19 protein-coding genes are annotated in these 18785 nt (G+C 63.6%); 6 read left to right on the top strand and 13 right to left on the bottom strand.

Translation table 11 applies throughout. From position 1 onward, the window contains the following. Positions 1 to 5: 5 nt before the first annotated feature. Both GT753_RS02945 and GT753_RS02940 read right to left on the bottom strand, forming a co-directional pair. Positions 6 to 635, bottom strand: a complete 630-nt coding sequence (locus tag GT753_RS02945; protein ID WP_160125251.1) for an FMN-binding negative transcriptional regulator — start codon at positions 633 to 635, stop codon at positions 6 to 8. 57 nt (positions 636 to 692) lie between these two features. Further along, positions 693 to 2117, bottom strand: coding sequence for an MFS transporter (locus GT753_RS02940; protein ID WP_160125250.1), 1425 nt, complete (start codon positions 2115 to 2117; stop codon positions 693 to 695). A gap of 99 nt (positions 2118 to 2216) precedes the next feature. Between GT753_RS02940 and GT753_RS02935 the strand changes: the two genes are divergently transcribed. After that, positions 2217 to 3056: a helix-turn-helix transcriptional regulator gene (locus GT753_RS02935; protein ID WP_004939285.1), complete on the top strand. Its 840-nt coding sequence runs from the start codon at positions 2217 to 2219 to the stop codon at positions 3054 to 3056. Here GT753_RS02935 and GT753_RS02930 read toward each other — a convergent pair. The 4 genes from GT753_RS02930 to prpB all read right to left on the bottom strand — a co-directional run bounded on the left by GT753_RS02930 (position 3053) and on the right by prpB (position 7351). Next, positions 3053 to 3682, bottom strand: coding sequence for a LysE family translocator (locus tag GT753_RS02930; protein ID WP_015377143.1), 630 nt, complete (start codon positions 3680 to 3682; stop codon positions 3053 to 3055). The genes GT753_RS02935 and GT753_RS02930 overlap by 4 nt on opposite strands. 79 nt (positions 3683 to 3761) lie before the next feature. Further along, positions 3762 to 5213 (bottom strand): bifunctional 2-methylcitrate dehydratase/aconitate hydratase, encoded by a 1452-nt coding sequence (locus GT753_RS02925; protein ID WP_160125465.1) that lies wholly within the window; start codon positions 5211 to 5213, stop codon positions 3762 to 3764. Positions 5214 to 5263: 50 nt separating this feature from the next. Next, positions 5264 to 6427, bottom strand: coding sequence for a 2-methylcitrate synthase (gene prpC, locus GT753_RS02920; RefSeq protein ID WP_004939298.1), 1164 nt, complete (start codon positions 6425 to 6427; stop codon positions 5264 to 5266). 33 nt (positions 6428 to 6460) lie between these two features. Then, on the bottom strand, positions 6461 to 7351 hold the full coding sequence (gene prpB, locus GT753_RS02915; protein ID WP_015377140.1) for a methylisocitrate lyase: 891 nt from the start codon (positions 7349 to 7351) through the stop codon (positions 6461 to 6463). 244 nt (positions 7352 to 7595) lie between these two features. On the opposite strand from prpB, the gene prpR reads away from it, so the two are divergent. Beyond that, entirely contained in the window at positions 7596 to 9197 is a 1602-nt protein-coding gene (gene prpR, locus GT753_RS02910; RefSeq protein ID WP_160125249.1) for a propionate catabolism operon regulatory protein PrpR, read from the top strand. Positions 9198 to 9200: 3 nt separating this feature from the next. Here prpR and GT753_RS02905 read toward each other — a convergent pair whose 3' ends face one another. After that, positions 9201 to 10109: a DMT family transporter gene (locus GT753_RS02905; RefSeq protein WP_004939309.1), complete on the bottom strand. Its 909-nt coding sequence runs from the start codon at positions 10107 to 10109 to the stop codon at positions 9201 to 9203. A gap of 136 nt (positions 10110 to 10245) precedes the next feature. Between GT753_RS02905 and GT753_RS02900 the strand changes: the two genes are divergently transcribed. Continuing rightward, positions 10246 to 10680 carry an Lrp/AsnC family transcriptional regulator gene (locus GT753_RS02900; protein ID WP_004939311.1) on the top strand — a complete coding sequence of 145 codons (435 nt, stop codon included), beginning with the start codon at positions 10246 to 10248 and terminating at the stop codon, positions 10678 to 10680. On the opposite strand, the gene dinG is transcribed toward GT753_RS02900, so the two are convergent. The 4 genes from dinG to GT753_RS02880 form a co-directional block, all read right to left on the bottom strand. After that, positions 10681 to 12879 (bottom strand): ATP-dependent DNA helicase DinG, encoded by a 2199-nt coding sequence (gene dinG / locus GT753_RS02895; RefSeq protein ID WP_160125248.1) that lies wholly within the window; start codon positions 12877 to 12879, stop codon positions 10681 to 10683. Positions 12880 to 12945: 66 nt separating this feature from the next. After that, complete coding sequence (locus tag GT753_RS02890; RefSeq protein WP_015377136.1) at positions 12946 to 13338, bottom strand: tautomerase family protein; 393 nt, start codon at positions 13336 to 13338, stop codon at positions 12946 to 12948. Further along, on the bottom strand, positions 13328 to 13660 hold the full coding sequence (locus tag GT753_RS02885) for a carboxymuconolactone decarboxylase family protein (RefSeq protein WP_015377135.1): 333 nt from the start codon (positions 13658 to 13660) through the stop codon (positions 13328 to 13330). The genes GT753_RS02890 and GT753_RS02885 overlap by 11 nt, the downstream gene beginning before the upstream one ends. Positions 13661 to 13784: 124 nt before the next feature. Then, positions 13785 to 14441, bottom strand: a complete 657-nt coding sequence (locus GT753_RS02880; RefSeq protein ID WP_015377134.1) for a glutathione S-transferase family protein — start codon at positions 14439 to 14441, stop codon at positions 13785 to 13787. A 241-nt stretch (positions 14442 to 14682) separates the two neighbouring features. Between GT753_RS02880 and ompC the strand changes: the two genes are divergently transcribed. From ompC to GT753_RS02865, 3 genes are all read left to right on the top strand, one after another. Continuing rightward, positions 14683 to 15780 (top strand): porin OmpC, encoded by a 1098-nt coding sequence (gene ompC, locus GT753_RS02875; protein WP_004939326.1) that lies wholly within the window; start codon positions 14683 to 14685, stop codon positions 15778 to 15780. Positions 15781 to 15959: 179 nt separating this feature from the next. Then, the gene (locus GT753_RS02870) at positions 15960 to 16811 is read left to right on the top strand and encodes a GNAT family N-acetyltransferase (protein WP_021503925.1); all 852 of its coding nucleotides are present in this window, start codon (positions 15960 to 15962) and stop codon (positions 16809 to 16811) included. 17 nt (positions 16812 to 16828) lie between these two features. Continuing rightward, positions 16829 to 17659: a 5'-nucleotidase, lipoprotein e(P4) family gene (locus GT753_RS02865; protein ID WP_088381383.1), complete on the top strand. Its 831-nt coding sequence runs from the start codon at positions 16829 to 16831 to the stop codon at positions 17657 to 17659. Positions 17660 to 17662: 3 nt separating this feature from the next. On the opposite strand, the gene GT753_RS02860 is transcribed toward GT753_RS02865, so the two are convergent. Both GT753_RS02860 and GT753_RS02855 read right to left on the bottom strand, forming a co-directional pair. Next, positions 17663 to 18181: a GNAT family N-acetyltransferase gene (locus tag GT753_RS02860; RefSeq protein WP_004939331.1), complete on the bottom strand. Its 519-nt coding sequence runs from the start codon at positions 18179 to 18181 to the stop codon at positions 17663 to 17665. A 2-nt stretch (positions 18182 to 18183) separates the two neighbouring features. Then, positions 18184 to 18753 (bottom strand): helix-turn-helix domain-containing protein, encoded by a 570-nt coding sequence (locus tag GT753_RS02855; RefSeq protein ID WP_015377131.1) that lies wholly within the window; start codon positions 18751 to 18753, stop codon positions 18184 to 18186. Positions 18754 to 18785: the final 32 nt, after the last annotated feature.

Raw genomic sequence — 18785 nt, 5'->3', positions numbered from 1 at the left:
ATACCCTATCCGCGCCGCCGCTCAACCTCCGCCGCCAGTCGCCGCTGCGCTTCATCGCCATCGCGCAGCCCGGCGATCACCCCGCCGGCATCCTCGACGCTGCGGTTTTGGCTCATTTTCCATTTGCCTTCGCGCCGGGTGACGGCGATCTCAATACCGACGATGCCTTTAAGCTGTGCGGCGATGTAGTTGGCCGGCGCATCCTCGAGCCGCCAGGGTTCAGGACGCCGCCCTTCCTGCTGCGCGGTGAGATCGATCAGTTGGCGGCGCAGCCAGGCCGGGTCGTCCGTCACCGTCGGCACGCCATGCAGTTGCACCACGCTGTAATTCCAGGTCGGCACCACCTTGCCGGTCTGGCGCTTGCTCGGGTACCAGCCGGGCGACACATAGCCCTCCTGGCCCTGAAAAATCACCAGACATTCCGCCGCCTGTTGCAAACGTCGCCAGTGCTCGTTGGCGCGCGACAGGTGCGCCCGCAGCCGGATCTGCCCCTGTTCGACATCGGCCAGAAACGGCAACGGATCGGCCGTCAATCCCTGCTCGCCGTGGCTGACCAACAGCCCCAGCGGGTGGGCGCGCACCAACGCCAGTTGGGCATCCAGATCGTCTTCGCGAAATGCGGCGGGTTGAAACATCAGTGTGGCTCCTTATCGCGCTCTCATGATGACGACAGTAAAGCACCCGCCGGCGGCCTACTTAAGATCCGCTTTCTGAGTATTTCGAGTGATCCGGTTTAACAAGATCAGGGCGACGCCCATCGCCACCAAATTACAGAGCATCGCACCGGCAAAGGTCTGGGCATAGCGTTCCGCCGCGCCGCCGCTCGCCAACAGCGGCACAAAACCGACGCCGCTGACCACGATACCCAGCGCGCCCCCCACCTGCTGCACGGTGGCCACCAGACCCGCCGCCATGCCCGCCTGCCGCTCCTGCGCCAAACCCAGCACCAGATTCAGCAGCGGCGTCATGCTCAGCGCCTGGCCGAATCCCAACACCACCAACCCCGGCAGCAGCCGCAGCGGATGCGCCAGCGCCTCCCCCCACAGCGCCTGCGCCATCAATAGCGCCAACCCGGCGGCGTAAATCGCCACGCCCACGCTCAGCACGCCGTTGCCCCAACGCAGCGTCAGCCGGGGCGCCAGCATCGAGGCCAGCATAAAGGCCGCGCTGGCCGGGGCGAACAGGCTGCCCGCCTGAAAAGGCGTCAGCCCCGCCCCCGCCTGCAGCAGCAGCGCGAAGCACAAGAAAAACGAGGAAGCGGTGGCATAAATCGCCAGCACCACCGCCATACCCGGCGCGAAGCCCGCCTGGCGGAACAGCGCCGGATCGAGCACCGCATCATCACCGCGCTGCGCCAGGCGGCGTTCCCAACGCAGGAAGCCCCACAGCGTCAGCAGCGCCAATGCCAACATCGGCGCGATCCACCACGGCCAACCGCGCGCCGGGCCTTCCAGCAACGGCAGCAGCAACAGCGACAGGCCAGCCGCCGCCAGCCACAGGCCGACGCCGTCCAGCCGCTGCGCCTGCGCCACCCGCGATTCGGGAATGCGCCGCGCCGCCCACAGCGCCAGCGCGCCGATAGGCAAATTGATCAAAAAGATCATGCGCCAGCCGCTGCCGAACAGGTTGGCCTCAATGATAAATCCGCCGAGGATCTGGCCGAAGATTGCCGCCAACCCCAGTGTCATGCCCAGCCAGGCGAAAGCGCGCCGCCGCTGTTGCGGCGCGTACAGCACCCGCATCAAGGCGTAAATTTGCGGGAACAACAGCGCCGCCGCCGCCCCCTGCAGGATACGCGCGGCGATCAGCAGGCTGAGCGATCCCGCCAGTCCGCACAACAGGGAACTCAGCGTGAATCCCAGCATGCCGAGGCTGAACAGACGCCGACGCCCGAAGCGATCGCCCAGACGCCCACCGGCGATCAACAGCACCCCAAACGCCAGTTCATAACCGGCGACGATCAAACCGACCCCGGCGAAATCGGCGGCGAACTGTTGCTGGATCACCGGCGCCGCCACGTTGACCACAAACAGATCGAACACCGTGACGAAACCGCCCAACAGCAGCACCGGCAGGCCGGGCAATCCTCGCCGTTCAACAGATAATGAATGTTCCATACCACCTCCAGAGATTATGATGGTCGCAGTATGGAATAGAGTTTAAACTGTTACTATATAGCCATTTATACTATTACTGACAGCAACAGGACGGCCGACATGCCCCCACGCACCCTCGAACGCACCCGCCACGAACTGGGGGATTTTCTGCGGCAAAAGCGAGAACAACTGTCGCCGGAGGCAGTCGGCTTGCCGAGCGGCAGCCGCCGCCGCACGCCGGGCTTGCGGCGCGAGGAGGTGGCGGCGCTGGCCGGCGTCGGCCTCACCTGGTACACCTGGCTGGAGCAAGGCAGGGAAATCAATGCGTCGGTGACGTTTTTGGAAAATCTGGCGCGGGTGCTGCAGCTCGATGCCGCCGGCCGCTACCACCTGTTTTTATTGGCGCATCAGCGCCCGCCGGTGCCGGTCGGCCATCAGTGGTGCCAGGTTTCGCCGTTGGTGCGGCGCCTGCTGGACGACCTGACGCTGCGGCCGGCCTACGTCATGAACCTCAGTTGGGACATCATCGCCTGGAATCCGGCGGCGCAGCGGCTGTTCGCCATCGGCGAGCGCCCGGCGCAAGAGCGCAACATGTTGTGGATGCTGTTTGCCGATCCGCAGCTCAATGCGCGCCTGCTGGAGTGGCGGGCGCAGGCGCCGCAAATCCTGGCCAGCTTCCGCCGCGACTACGCCCGTGCGCCGGAGGATGAGGTGATGCGCCAACGGGTACAGGCGCTGGAGCAGGTATCGCCGCAGTTCCGCCAGCTCTGGCGGCAGCATGATATTCACGGACGTTGCCAGGGGCGGCGCAGCTTCACCCTCCCGGAGATCGGCCCGGTCACCTTTGACCACGCCTCTTTCATCGTCGACGAAGAGAACCACCTGCGGCTGGTGATGTACAGCGCGCTGCCGGACGAACCGGCCAGCGCGGCGTTTGAAGCGCTGCTGCGCGAAGATTAACGACGGCTGTCGAAAATGAGTTTGCAGGCCAGCCCGGCGAACACGCCGCTCAGCAGATAGTTCGGCCAGCGGGCGCTGAAGCGACGGCCGACAAAACGGCTTTTCATGCCGCTGACCGCCAGGATCACCCCGCCGTTAATCAGCAAGCCGACCAGATTCAGCACCGTCGCCAGCGCCAGCATCTGCACCACCACCGAGCCGGCGCGCGGATCGATAAACTGCGGGAACAGCGCCAGCACGAACAGCGCCATCTTCGGGTTGAGGATGTTGGTGAACAATCCCTGACGGAAAATGCGCGCCGTCGGCACCGCCTGCAACCCGGCGGAAGCCTGCAGACTGCTGCCGGATCGCAGCGTTTTCCACGCCAGATAGAGCAGATAGGCCGCGCCCAACATTCTCACCGCGTCGTAAGCCAGGGGTACGGCGACGAACAGTTGCGACAACCCCAGCGCCGCCGCCAGCGCGTGGCAGTACGTGCCGAGCTGGATGCCCGCCAGCGAAGCGAAACCGGCGCGCCGCCCCTGGCTGACGCTGCGCGAAGCGATCAGCAGCATATCCGGGCCGGGGGTCAGCGCCAGCGCCACGCAGGCGCCGGAAAACAACAACAGCGTTGCGGCATCAATCATGAATCACCTGATAAGAAGACGGACGGGGATGGAGCCTCCATCATAGCGACGCCGACGTGGCTTGTCAGCGCCGCTCGCGTCAGATCACCCACAAATCGAGGTACTCATTGACCGGCATCTGCGCCAGCCGCTGCCGATCCAGCGACACCTCGAGAATGCGCTGCTGCTGCAGGGCCGGGAACTGGCGCGCCAGGTTGGTTTTGAACTTCTCGATCAGCAGCGGGATGCCCTCTTCGCGCCGCCGCGCATGGCCGATAGGATACTCCACCGCCACCTCATCCAGACGGCTGCCGTCGGCGAACTCCACCGTCAGCGCATTGGCGATCGAGCGTTTTTCCGGATCGTGATAATCGCGCGTGAAGGCGGGATCTTCATGGCAGTGGATCTTGCCGCGCAATGCGTCGATGCGCGGATCCTCGGCCACCCGATCCTCGTAATCGGCCGCCGTCAGCCGGCCGAACAGCAGCGGGATCGCCACCATATACTGAATGCAGTGATCGCGATCCGCCGGGTTATCCAGCGGCCCTTGCTTGTCGATAATGCGCAGGCAGGCCTCGTGGGTGCGGATGCTCACCCTGGCGATATCGGAGGCGGTTTTGCCGGCGGCCTGCATCTGGCGGTGCAGCGTCATGGCCGCCTCCACGGCGGTCTGGGCATGGAACTCCGCCGGGAACGAAATTTTAAACAGCACATTCTCCATCACATACGCGCCGTACGGCCGCTGGAAGCGGAAAGGTTCGCCGTTGAACGAGACGTCGTAGAACCCCCAGGTCGGCGCCGTGAGCGCCGAGGGATAGCCCATCTCGCCGGTGGCGGCCATCAGCGCCAGCCGCACTGCGCGCGCGGTCGCATCCCCCGCCGCCCAGGATTTGCGGGTGCCGGCGTTCGGCGCATGGCGATAAGTGCGCAGCGACTGCCCGTCCACCCACGCCAGCGACACCGCGTTCAGGATCGCCTCGCGGCTCAGGCCGAGCAGCTGCGCCACCACCGCGGTGGACGCCACCTTAACCAGCAGCACGTGATCCAACCCCACCCGGTTGAAGGCGTTTTCCAGCGCCAGGCAGCCCTGGATCTCGTGCGCCTTAATCATGGCGATCAGCACCTGCCGCATGGTCAGCGGCGCTTTGCCCGCCGCCACCGCCTGACGCGAGAGCCAGTCGGCCACCGCCAGGATCCCGCCCAGGTTGTCCGACGGGTGGCCCCACTCCGCCGCCAGCCAGGTGTCGTTGAAATCGAGCCAGCGGATCATGGCGCCGATATTGAACGCCGCCTGAACCGGATCCAGCTGGAAACGGGTGCCCGGCACCCGACTGCCGTTCAGCACCTCGGCGCCCGGCACCACCGGCCCCATCAGTTTCTTGCAGGCCGGGTAGCTCAGCGCCTCCAGCCCGCAGCCGAGGGTATCGAGCAGGCAATAGTGGGCGGTGCGGTACGCCGCCGGGGTATCGACGGCCTCTTTCATCACATAATCGACGATATCGACCATCTCGCGATCGAACGGCGGACGGCCGGTGTTGGCAGACTCAAGCATCATGATCCCCAAAGGCTCCATAGTGAAAACGACACGATAACGATCGGCGCTCAGCGCTGATCCAGCGGTACGAACGCCCGCGCTTCCGGCCCGGTATAGTTGGCGGACGGGCGAATGATTTTGTTGTCCTGCCGTTGCTCGATGATGTGCGCCGACCAGCCGCTCACCCGCGCCATGACAAACAGCGGCGTGAACATTTCGGTAGGCACCCCCAGCTGGTGGTAAGACACCGCCGAGAACCAGTCGAGGTTGGGGAACATGTTTTTGGTGTCGCGCATCACGCTTTCCAGCCGGTCGGCGATGTCATACAGCTTCATCGCGCCCGCTTCCTGCGACAGGCGCAGCGCGATCTCTTTGATCACCTGATGGCGCGGATCGGAGACGGTGTACACCGGGTGCCCGAAGCCGATCACCACCTCTTTGTTGTCGATGCGGCGGCGAATGTCGGCTTCCGCTTCGTCCGGCGTTTCATAGCGTTGCTGGATCTCCAGCGACACCTCGTTGGCGCCGCCGTGCTTCGGCCCGCGCAGCGCGCCAATGGCGCCGACGATCGCCGAATAGACGTCGGATCCGGTGCCGGCGATCACCCGGCCGGCGAAGGTCGAGGCGTTGAACTCATGCTCGGCGTACAGGATCAGTGACGCATGCATGGCCTGCTCCCAGCTGGCGGAAGGCGCTGCGCCGTGCAGCAGGTGCAGGAAGTGGCCGCCGATGGAATCGTCGTCGGTCTCCGGCTGAATGCGCTCGCCGTTGTGGCTGTAGTGATACCAATAGAGCAGCATCGATCCCAACGACGCCAGCAGCCGATCGGCGATGTCGCGCGCGCCGGCTGCGCCGTGCTGTTCTTTTTCCGGCAGGGTGCAGCCGAGGGCCGAAACGCCGGTGCGCATCACGTCCATCGGGTGAGACGCCGCCGGCAGCGCCTCCAGCACCGTGCGCACGCTGGCGGGCAGGCCGCGCAGCGCTTTGAGACGGTGTTTATAGGCCTGCAGCTCGTCGCGGTTGGGCAACTTGCCGTGGATCAGCAGATGGGCGACCTCTTCAAACTCGCAGTGGCGCGCGAGATCGAGAATGTCGTAACCGCGATAGTGCAGATCGTTGCCGCTGCGTCCTACGGAACACAGCGCGGTATTCCCGGCGGGCACGCCGGATAACGCCACGGATTTTTTCGGCTTAACGCCAGTCGGGCTTTGCGGGGGGATCGCTTGGCTCATACTGTCCTCATTTGGCTTCTGCGTGAATGGCGCTTATTCGTCGCGCTGGCGAGCGAACAGAGCGTCGAGTTTCTCTTCGAACAAATAGTAGTTGATGCTTTCGTACAGCTCGTTGCGGGTCTGCATGGTGTCGATGACGCTTTTCTGCGTGCCCTCCTCGCGCAGGGCGCGGTACACCCGCTCCGCCGCCCGGTTCATCGCCCGAAAGGCCGACAGCGGATACAGCGCCATATCCACCCGGGCGCTGCGCAGCTCGTCGGTGGTGAACAGCGGCGTCGCGCCGAATTCGGTGATGTTGGCGAGGATCGGCACCTGCGTCGCTTCGGCGAAGCGGCGGTACATGCCCAGCTCGGTGATCGCCTCCGGAAACAGCATGTCGGCCCCGGCCGCCACGTAAGCCTGAGCGCGCTCGATGGCCGCCTCCAGCCCCTCCACCGCCAGCGCATCGGTGCGCGCCATGATCACGAAGTCCGGATCGCTGCGCGCATCCACCGCCGCCTTGATGCGATCCACCATCTCTTCGGTGGAGACGATGGCCTTATTGGGCCGATGGCCGCAGCGCTTGGCGCCAACCTGATCTTCGATATGCAGCGCCGCCGCCCCGGCCTTGCTCACCGCGCGCACCGTGCGGGCGACGTTGAACGCCGATGCGCCGAAACCGCTGTCGACATCCACCAGCAGCGGCAGCGGGCAGACGTCGGTGATGCGGCGAATATCGGTCAACACATCGTCCAGCGTCGAAATGCCCAGATCCGGCAGCCCCAGCGAACCGGCCGCCACGCCGCCGCCGGAAAGATAGATGGCCTGGAACCCCGCCCGCTGGGCCAGCAGGGCATGGTTGGCGTTGATCGCGCCGGCGATTTGCAGGGGTTTCTCTTTACTCAGGGCCTGACGAAAGGCGAGCCCGGGTGAGCGCAGCGTCATGACGTTCTCTCCGATTAGCTAGATGGAACAGACAGAGCAAGGGGCGGGCCAGGTTGCACTTTGGCGAGGAAAAAATTAAAAGCGATAAAAATAAGTGAGTTATAAAATTCGCGTCGCCATTGGGCAAACCAAGCGATAAAAAACGTTTCAGTTAACGTTTCAATCGCGGTTTCATTCGGCATATTTGAAACATGACTGAAACAAGGCTACACCTAATGCAGCCACTTTCATTCGGTAACCCACCATGAGCGATCACATCACGCCGTCCCGCACGCCGGACAAACCGGTGATCTGGACCGTCTCCATCACCCGCCTGTTCGATTTGTTCCGGGATATCAGTCTCGAGTTCGACCATCTGGCGACCATCACCCCGATCCGTCTCGGCTTCGAGGAGGCGGTGCAGCATATTCGCGATCGCCTGGCGACCGAGCCTTGCGACGCCATCATCGCCGCCGGCTCCAACGGCGCCTACCTGAAAAGCCGCCTGTCGGTGCCGGTCATTTTGGTCAAACCCGGCGGCTTCGACCTGCTGCAGGCGCTGAGCAAGGCGCGCAGAACCGCCGATCGAATCGGCGTCATCACCTACAAAACGCCGCTGCCCGCGCTGCTGGAGTTCCAGCAAACCTTCGATCTGCCGCTGGAGCAGCGCAGCTACGTCACCGAAGAGGACGCGCGCGGCCAGATCGCCGAGCTGAAAGCCGCCGGCATTCAGGCGGTGGTCGGCGCCGGCCTCATCAGCGATCTGGCGGAAGAGGCCGGGCTCACCGCCATTTTTCTCTATTCCGCCGCCACCCTGCGCGCCGCCTTCAGCGACGCGCTGGACGTGACGCGCCTGATGCTGGGCGGCGCCAAACGTGGCGGTGACTACGCCGCGCGCAATACCCTGCAGCCGCGCTATGGGCTGAGCGATTTACAGGGCGATTCCCCGCAGATGGAGCAGACGCGGCGCACCATCATGCTGTACGCCCGATCGCCGGCGGCGGTGTTGATCGAAGGCGAAACCGGCACCGGCAAAGAGCTGGCGGCGCAGGCGATCCACCGCGAATACTTTTCCCGGCGCGGCGCGCCGTCCAGGGGCGCGACACCGCCGTTCGTCGCCATCAACTGCGGCGCCATCGCCGAATCGCTGCTGGAGGCGGAACTGTTCGGTTATGAGGAAGGCGCCTTCACCGGTTCACGGCGCGGCGGCCGACGCGGGCTGCTGGAAACCGCCAACGGCGGCACCCTGTTTCTGGATGAGATAGGCGAAATGCCGCTGCACCTGCAAACCCGGCTGCTGCGGGCGCTGGAAGAGAAAACCATCACCCGGGTCGGCGGGCAACAGCCGGTGGCGGTCGATTTTCGCGTTATCAGCGCCACCCACAATCGCCTGGAGCAGGCGATTCAACAGGGCGATTTTCGCGCCGATCTGTTCTACCGCCTGAGCGCCCTGCGGCTGCAGCTGCCGCCGTTGCGGGCGCGCGGCGACGATATTGCGATGCTGGCGGAACACTTTCTGAAACAGTCGCTGGCGGCGCTCGACGTGCCGCTGACGGAGCCGCTGCGCGCCACCCTGGCCGGCTGTTACGCCGCGCTGAGTCATTACGCCTGGCCCGGCAACCTGCGCGAGCTGCGCAACATGATGGAGCGGGTGGCGCTGATGCTGAGCACCGGCGCTGCGCCGAGCGGCGAGACCCTGCAGTGGCTGCTGCCGGAGCTGGCGGTGGCGCCGCCGCCCGAGACGCCGGCGGCGCCCGTCTCCGCCCACGAAGCCCTGGCGCGGTGCGGAGGCGACCACGCCGCTGCCGCCCGGTTGCTCGGGATCAGCCGCACCACTTTATGGCGCCGGCTGAAAAAACCGCGCTGAGCATCAGCCGGCGCGCCGGCCGTCCGAGGCCGGCAGCAGCCGCGCTCGCCGCTCGCCCAGCAGGTTCATGCCCGCCGCCGCCAGCAGGATGATCGCCGCGCCCAGCAGCTGCCACACAGACAGCCGGTGGCCAAACGCCAGGCGATCCACCAGCATAGCGGCGATCGGGTAGATGAACGACAGCGAGCCGATCAGATTGGTGGGCAGCTTCTGCAGGGCGCCGTACATCAACACGTACATCAGGCCGGTGTGCAGCACGCCGAGCGTCGCCAGCATCCCCCACTGCCCCACGCTGGCCGAAACGTGGAAATCCACCAGCGGCAACAGCATCACCGCCCCCACCGTCACCTGGATCAGCGCAATAAGATGCGGCGGCGTGCCCTTCAGCCGCTTGGCCGCCAGCGCCATCAGGGCGTAGAAAAACGCCGCGCCGAGCGCCAGCGCGATGCCCGCCAGATAATGACTCTGCTCCCCCGCCTGCCGCGGCTGCGCCAGCACCACCAGCATCATGCCGCCGAACGCCAGCCCCAGCCACAGCAGCTTGCGGGCGGTCAGCCGTTCCCCCAGAAACAGCGCCCCCAGCCCCACCAGCATAAACGGCTGGGTATTGTACACCGCGGTGGCGATGGAGATAGACGCATAGGAATAGGCGGCGAACAGCAGCAGCCAGTTGATCACCAGCGCGACGCCGCCGGCGATCGCCAGCAGCAGCGTGGCGCGCGTCAGCGCATCGCGCCGCAGCTGCCCCAATACGCCGCACACCGCCAGCAGCACCAGCGCGCCTACCGCGCAGCGCCAAAACACCACGTTGATAACCGGCTGGCCGGACATCAACACAAACCAGCCGATGGAGCCGGAAATCAACATCGCCGCCGCCATCTCCAGCGATCCGCGTTTTATCTCTGCATTCATTCTGCGTTCCTCGAAGCTTGCCCAGAGACATAGCTTGCGGCTTCGCTGGGCGGCTTTCCATAGCATAAAAAAGGCAGATATGCTTAACTGCCTTTTTCTCGCAGCTATAATAAATAAAATACCTAACGGAGGCGTTATGGATGATATCGATCGCCAAATCCTGACCATTCTGGCGGACGATGCGCGCGCATCGTTGAAGACGCTGAGCGCGCAGGTGGGCCTGTCGTCGCCGAGCACGTCGGAAAGACTGCGGCGGCTGGAGGAAAGCGGCGTGATCCAGGGCTATACCCTGAACGTCAATCTGCAGGCGGTGGGCTACGCCTTCGAGTCGCTGGTGCGCATCAAGCCGCTGCCGGGCATGCTGAAGAAGGTCGAGCAGCTGATTCAGGCGATCCCGGAAGTGGTCGAATGCGATAAGGTGACCGGCGAAGACTGCTTTATCGTGCGGCTGGTGGCGCACTCGATGGAACAGCTCGACCACACCCTCGATCGGCTGGCCGAGCATGCGCAGAGCAACACCTCGATCGTGAAAACCACGCCGGTCAAGCGCCGCCTGCCGCCGCTGCTCTGATTAACGCCGCCGCTTGCGGGCGAACGGGTTGCCGCGCTTCTTCTCTTTTTTGGCCGCGTCGGCGGCGGATTTCAGCGCCGCCAGATGCGCCTTGTCGGCCTCCGGCACCGTGCGCTGCTCGATCGGGAACACCGGCAGCGACGCCAACAGCCGCGAACCGTAATTTTTGGTCAGCAACCGGCGATCGTAGATCACGATCTCGCCGTAGCATTGGTTGCTGCGGATCAGACGGCCGACCTGCTGGATCAGATTGAACGAGGCGCTCGGCAGGCTCTGCACTTCGAACGGATAGCGCTTCAGCGATTTCAGCCACTCGCCTTCGGTGATGATCACCGGGCTGTCGATCGGCGGGAACGCGATTTTGTGAATATGCACCTGGGTCAACAGTTCGCCTTTCAAATCCAGCCCTTCGGCGAACGATTGCAGCCCCACCAGCACGCTGGCGACGCCCTTCTCCACCCGCTTGCGGTGCTCTTCCACCAGCCGGTAGCGCGGCTGGTCACCCTGCACCAGCAGCATCAGCCGCAGATCGGTCACGTAGCTGAGGAAAGTCTGCATCGCCCGATGGCTGCTGAACAGGATCAGCATGCCTTTGTGCTTGCCGCTCGCCTGCTCGGCGCGGAAAAACCGCGCCATCTCCTCGAGGTGCTCCGCCTCATTGGCGAGCGCCGGTTCATAGCGCATCTGCGGAATAACAATCTTGCCCTGTTCGACGTGATTGAACGGCGAAGAGAGCGTTTCGAAGCGATCGCCGGCCTTCTCGCTCAGCCCGCTCATCTCCTGCAAACGCGCGAAGCTGTTCAGTGAACGCAGCGTGGCCGAGGTGACCACCACGTGCGGCACCTTGCGCCACAGCAGCTTCTCCAGCTGATCGCTGACGCGGATGCCGACGCAGTGCAAATACAGATGGGTGACGTTATCGCGCAGTTCGCGCGTGACCCATTTGGAGATCGGCGCGTTGGACGACTTGTCGAGCGCCGCCAGCCGCCACAGCTTGCTCATCGCTTCCAGATAGCCCAGCGTGCGGCTCATCTGCAGGATGGCGCGGTGCAGGCGCATGATGTCGTGCTTGCCGGTCTGCTCAGTAAGATCGTTAAGCACGAACTCCGCCAGCCCGCGCAATGCATCGGTCAGTTTAAACAGCCGCGCGCAGCTCTCCACCATCTCCGCCGGCAGCTCGCCCATTTCAAAACGGTGCTCGGCGGCCACGCTGTCGCCGGGCAGGTAGGCGCTGACCTGATGCTCGAAGATCTGCACCAGTTCGCGCAGCTCCTCGCAATGGTTTTTCAGCCGTTCGCTGTTGGCCAGCCCCGGCGGATTCTTCGGCCGGTACTGCGTCATGCACTGTTCGACCTGGCGCACGATCATGTCCAGCTGCAGGTTGGTCGACAGCGCAGTGATTTCGCCGTCGATCTCCAGCGCGTCGCGCGCCACCTCCGGCAAATGGTGGCCTTCGTCCAGCACCAGCAGCAACTCTTTCGGGTTCGGCAGCACCGATTCCGTCTCCAGCGCCGCCATCACCAGCGCGTGGTTGGCCACCACCACGTCGGCGCTCTCGATCTCTTTGCGGGCGATATAGAACGGGCATTCGCGAATGTAGTGACAGTTGCGCCCCAGGCAGTTGGCCTTGTCGGTGCTCAGCTTGGCCCACAGCGGATCGTCGATGCTCTGCTGATAGTGATCGCGCAGCCCATCCCACTCAAAGCGGGCCAGCGCCTTGGTCAGTTTCTGGCACAGCGCCTGCTCTTCGCCGCTGGACGGCGCCAGCTCGTCGTCGAGGAACAGCGTCAGATCGCCCTGTTGACTGACGTCGGTGCTCATCGCCGCCAGGTTGCGCGGGCAGACGTAACGCCCGCGGCCAAAGGCGCCGGTAAATTTCAGATCGGGGATAATCTTCTTCAGCAGCGGCAAATCCTTGCTGTAAATCTGATCCTGCAGCGCCACGTTGGCGGTGCTCACCACCAGCGGCTTGCTCTCCGCCCGCCCGACGGCGATGCCCGGGATCAGGTAAGACAGCGTTTTGCCGACGCCGGTCGGCGCCTCGATCGCCAGATGGCGCGGGTAGTCGCCGGCCAGCGTCTTGGCCACCTCGGCGATCATCTGGCGCTGGGGCGCGCGGGAAATAAAATCCGGTATTTGCTGCTGCAGGGCTTTGTACCACTGGCCAATCTGATCTTTAACTGCGGAGGAGAGCGCCATTCAACTCTTATCTAAACGAAATGATGGCGCTATTGTCCCACAGACCGCCGACGACGTCAGCCCGAGTTACGTCTGCGGATCGATCATTGAGGCGCGCCCGCCGCCGAATGACCACTCGTCCAACTGGGTGGTGGCGATCACCACCATCACATCCTCGGGGTTCAGCCGCAGGTTTTCCGCCAGCAGCGCCGCCAGCCGCCCGTAGAAGCGCCGCTTGGTGTCGCTGTCGCGCGGCCGCCCGGCGGTGATGTAAAACAGCACGAAATCCGCGCTGCGCGGCCCGCCGAGATAGTCGCGATCGTAGATAAGCTCACCGGGGCGGTATTGATCGATCGCCTGAAACCTGTCCGCCGGCGGCACCTCGAAGGCCTCCACCAGCGCCTGATGCAGGCTGTCGGACAAGGTTTGCAGATAGTCGGCGGACTTGCCCTGATGCAGGGCGATGCGGCTAAACGGCATGGGGCGCCTCCGGTTCCAGCTCGCGCAGGCGCGCCACGGCCGACGCCGCCGCGGGCCAGCCGGCGTAAAACGCCAGGTGGGTGATGAGCTCCGCCAATTGCGGGCGATCGACACCGTTGCGCTGCGCCAGCTGCAGATGAAACGGCAGTTGCTCCAGGCGGTTGAGCGCCACCAGCGCGGCGACGGTGATCAGGCTGCGCTCGCGCGGGCTCAGCTCTGGCCGCTGCCAGACATCGTCAAACAAGACGCTGTCGCTGAGCTGCGCCAGCTTGGGGGCGATCTCGCCGAACGCCTGTTGCCCGGCCTGGGATTTTGATGGCATCACACTCTCCTGTCAGTTGCGGATAGCCTTACGCTACCCGCCGCCGAGGCGAGTGAAAATCGGGATTTTCGGCACTCTCGGTTCAGAAAAACGGGAGGGTTCCCCGCCAGGCGGCGGGGCGATTTCACGGTTCCAGCGAGGCAACGCCGTCGAAATGGGCGCTCAGCAGCGCATTCAGCTCCGGCCGCCGCTCCACCCGTTCGGCAATGGCGTAAAGCCGCGGGCAGTGTTGCCGGAACCACGCGCGGCCCGGCCGCCAGTTGCACATTACCGCCACGTACAGATCCAACGCGCTGAAGCTCTTGCCGAGAAACCACGGGCCAGACGCCCCTGCGGCGGCGTTCAACTGCCGCAATAAACGCTCACGATAATCCATTACCGCGTTTTTCAGCTGTTCCGCCCCTGCCGCCTGCGGCTGCCAGCGCTGCGGATGGTCGGCATAGGTGAAGGTGGGGTAAATCTCCGCGTTGATGAACAGCAGCCAGCGCAGAAAACGCGGCAACAGCGGCGAACCGCCGGGCGGCGCCAGCTCGGCATGCGGCGCGCGATCGTGCAGCAGCAGGATAATCGCCGCACTCTCCGTCATCACTTCGTCATTGGGCAGCACTAAGGTGGGCACCTGACCCAGCGGGTTCAGCGCCAACAGGCGATCGCGTTCCGGGCCGTCCTGCGTGTAATCCACCTCCTCATAGCCCCAGGGGAAAGCAGTCAACGCCAACGCGGCGGCCACGATGGTCGAACCGCAGCCCTGCGTACCGAACAAAGTATAAGTATCGTGCATGATTCCTCCCGCAGCGGAACAAGGTATCGGTAACTGTAGACCAGCCGCAGACCATCGGCTGAAGAAAAAATTCACCCTTTGCGCGACTTTTTTAATCGTTCGACATGAAAATGAATTTTTTGTCATAAATAGATCACATTACTACGGTAAAAATTCTCCGCCGCCAACAATCAGGCGGCACAGTAAAACAGCAATGCAACTGATGATAAGCGTCTTTCAATCGAATAAAGCAGGGTAACCCATGAAACGTAATCTTCTGGCCGTTATTATTCCGGCACTTTTACTTGCGCAAGCGGCACAGGCAGCAGAAATCTACAATAAAGACGGCAACAAACTCGATTTTTACGGCCGTGTGAAAGCCCTGCATTATTTCTCTGATGATGCCGGCAATGATGGTGATAAAACTTACGTCCGTATCGGCTTTAAAGGCGCGACTCAGATTAACGATATGCTGACCGGCTATGGCCAGTGGGAATATCAGATCGCCGCCAACCATTCTGAATCCGACGGCACCAAAGACACCAAAACGCGTCTGGGCTTCGCCGGTCTGAAATATAAGGACCTCGGCTCCTTCGACTACGGTCGCAACTACGGTATCATTTACGACGTTGGCGCCTGGACGGATATGATCCCTGAATTCGGCGACGATGCTTATATCAAGACCGACAACTTTATGAACGGCCGTACCAATGGCGTCGCCACCTACCGTAATAACAACTTCTTCGGTCTGGTTGACGGCCTGAAATTTGCCGTGCAGTACCAGGGCAAGAACGAAAACGACGGCCGCTCCGCCAGCAAGGCGAACGGCGACGGCTGGGGTCTTTCCTCCAGCTATGAAATCATCGACGGCCTGAGCGTGGGCGCCGCCTATGCCTCTTCCAACCGCACCGCCACGCAAAAGGCGGGCACCTTCGGTAAAGGCGACAAGGCCGATATCTGGGCCGGCGGTCTGAAATACGACAACAACAATGTCTACCTGGCCGCGACTTATTCGCAGAGCCGCAATATCGCGCCTATTTCCGGCACCGCTACCATCAATAATAACTCGACCTCCGTTAGCGGCTTCGCCAATAAAGCGGAAGGGATTGAATTGGTCGCGCAATATCAATTCGACTTCGGTCTGCGCCCATCGCTGGGTTACGTTCAGCAGAAAGGCAAAGATATTGAAGGCATCGGCGACGTCGATCTGGTGAAATATTTCGACGTAGCGGCGACCTATTACTTCAACAAAAACATGTCCACTTATGTCGAATATAAAATCAACCAGCTTGATGACGACAACAAGCTGGGTCTGAAAAACGACGACGTCGTTGTTGTCGCCCTGACCTACCAGTTCTGATGTGATGAATGAATAACCACCACTGCAAACTTTAGCGTCACTTGATACCCAGAGTTTTATTTCGCCGGGCGGCTGCGTCCGGCTTTTTTGTTTTTATTTTCCCCGCCGGCGAATCCCTCCGCTTGCCTTGCAAAACAAACGGGTCTACATGTATAGCTTTCCCCCGAGCGGAATCAGCCATGCATAACGACGGACGCTTCGACTACCACAACGCCTTGCGCTACAGCAGCGACGAACTGGCCAACATCCTCAACCACTGTTTTGAAAACTACATCGTGCGTTTCGTGCTCGACGGGCCGACCTTCGCCGCCCGCTTCAGCGCCGAAGACCTCAGCCTGAACGACAGCCTGATCGTCACCCACCGCCATGAACCGGTGGCGGTGGCGCTGATCGCCCGCCGCGGCCGGCACAGCCGGGTGGCGGCCTTTTCCGTGCGCCCGGAGATGCGCGGCCAGGGGCTGGGCAAGGCGCTGATGCAGCGGCTGGTGGCGGATGCCCGCCAGCGCGGCGATCGGCGGCTGTCGCTGGAGGTGATCGAAGGCAACGACGCCGCGCTGGCGCTGTACCACCGCGCCGGGCTGCGCATCGTGCGCACCCTGACCGGCCATCAGGCGCCGGCGGAAGTGCCGCCAGGCACGGCGGCGCTGCAGGCGGTCGATCCGCTGACCGTCAGCCATCGCCTGACGGCGGAAGGCGCCACCGATCTGCCCTGGTTGATCGCTCCCGAATCGCTGTTCAAGCTGCCAGGCACACCGCAAGCCTATACGCTCAATCGTCAGGCCTACGCCGTGGTGATGCCCGGCGCCGAGCACTGCTGGCTGCGCCTGATCTACGTGCCGCCGCAGCACCGCGGCCAGGGGCATGCCCGCGCCTTGCTGGCCGCCCTGCAAGCGCAGTTCGCCCCTTTGCCGCTGACCGCCAACGTTTTTGTGCCCGAGGTGGCCGCCCCCTTCTTTACGCATCTTGGCTGGCGGCAGGATCCCCTGCGCCAGTTCGAGATGGATATGCTGCTGGACAGCCCACAAAAATAAAACCGAGAGAGATAACGATGGCAGGAAAACAGGCAAGGAAACTCACCCTCGGCGCGGCGGTTGGCGTCGCGCTGCTGGCGTTGGCCGGTTGCGCGCAGCCGCCGCACACCGACGCCCAGGCCCAGCAGCGGCTGGCGGATCAGTCGGTGCTGGCGGTGAACTGGTTCCAACAGTCCGGTGAATACCAGGCGCTGGCCCACCAAGCGTTCAACAGCGCGCAACGCGCCTTCGATCGGGCCAGGGCCGCGCCGGGCCGCAAAAAGGCGGTGGTGGTCGATCTGGATGAAACCATGCTGGACAACAGTGCCTACTCCGCCTGGCAGGCGCAGCAGGGCCAGCCGTATGATAGCGCCACCTGGGCCCAATGGACGCAGGCCGAACAGGCCGGCGCGGTGCCGGGGGCAGTGTCGTTCGCCCGCTACGTTAACGCCCACCAGGGGACGATGTTCTACGTCTCGAACCGCAAGCAGAGCGAATACGCCGCCACGGTGGCCAACATGCAGAAGCTCGGTTTCACCGGCATGTCGGAAAAAACCGTCTTGCTCAGTACCGACACGTCCAATAAGCAGGCGCGCTTCGACGCCATCAAACAAGCCGGCTATGACATCGTGGTGTACGCGGGCGACAACCTGAACGACTTCGGCGCCGCGACCTACCACCAGGATAATGCGCAGCGCCGAGCGTTTGTCAGCGAGAACCAGAACAAATTCGGCACCGAATTCATCGTGCTGCCCAACCCGCTGTACGGCGATTGGGAGAGCGGCCTGGCTCGCGACTACAACAAGCTGACGCCGCAACAGAAGCTGCAGGTGCGCCAACAGGCGCTCAAGGCCTGGCGCGGGCGCTAAGCCTCACAGCAGTTTGTACATATAGCAGGTGGCCTCCAACGCCCCGCCGTCGCTGGCGCGGGCGTATTGCGGGATGTCGCCCGCCGCCTCGAACCCCAATTGGCGGTACAGCCCCTGCGCCGCGCTGCCGCTCAGGGTGTCCAGCACCAACAGGCTGCGGCGATGACGCGCCGCCAGCGCCTGCACTTCCTGCATCAACAGCCGGGCAACGCCCTGCCGCCGCGCCTGCGGGTGCACCATCAGCTTGACCACTTCCGCGCGGTGGCGGCCGTTGTCCGGCATCGCCAGCAGCAGTTGCACGGTGCCGACCGGTCGGCCGTTCGCGAGCGCCACCAGCATCGCACGCTCTCCCCGCGCCAGAGCCGGCAGCACCCCCTGCCAAAATGCCTGCGCCTGTTCCTGCGTAAAGGGCATGACAAAACCGATGCTGGCGCCGTGCGCCACGCTGGCGTGCAGCATCTCGGCCAAGTCGGCAATGGCGCTTTGCGCCGCAGCGGCATCCCACTGTTGCAATTCAATCATGGCTATGGCCTACAGATAACGAGCGTGTAATGAGCCGGCTCATCGCCGGGGACATGGAAACGGGAGGCGCCGAACAGGCGGTAGCGCAGGCAGTCGCCGGCCGACAGCCGGAAAACGCGCCCTTCCAGGGTCAATTCCAACTGCCCGGACAGCAACCAGAGGTGATGTTCCAGCGCCGGAATCGACGGCAGGTCGTAATCGATCTGCGCGCCGGCATCAAGCCGGGCTTCGATAAACTCGGCCTTATACAGCGCGGCGGGTGGGGAAACGGAGCGACGGTGAAAACCGCTGGCGCGATCGACCCAAACCGGTTGCTGCTGCGGCCGCAGCAGCTCCGGCGGCTCGTCTTCGATTTCGCTCAACAGGCGCGACATGGTCAACCCGTAGGCGGCGCACAGCCGGTTCAGCAACGACGCCGTCGGGCTGGTCTCGGCACGCTCCACCCGCGAGAGCGTCGCCCGGCTAAGACCGGTGCGCTGCGCCAATTCCTCCAGCGACCACGCCCGCTGCTGGCGCAAATCCGCCAGCCGCTGCGCCAACCTCAGGTCGGCAGTCTCCAAACCGTTATCCACCGCTCACACTCCGCTTGAAAATCCCATATAAG

The sequence above is a fragment of the Serratia sp. Z4 genome, from assembly GCF_009900725.1.
Classification (GTDB): Bacteria; Pseudomonadota; Gammaproteobacteria; order Enterobacterales; family Enterobacteriaceae; genus Serratia; species Serratia nematodiphila.
Note: the sequence above shows the minus strand (reverse complement) of the source record. Positions and strands in the feature narration are given on the sequence as shown.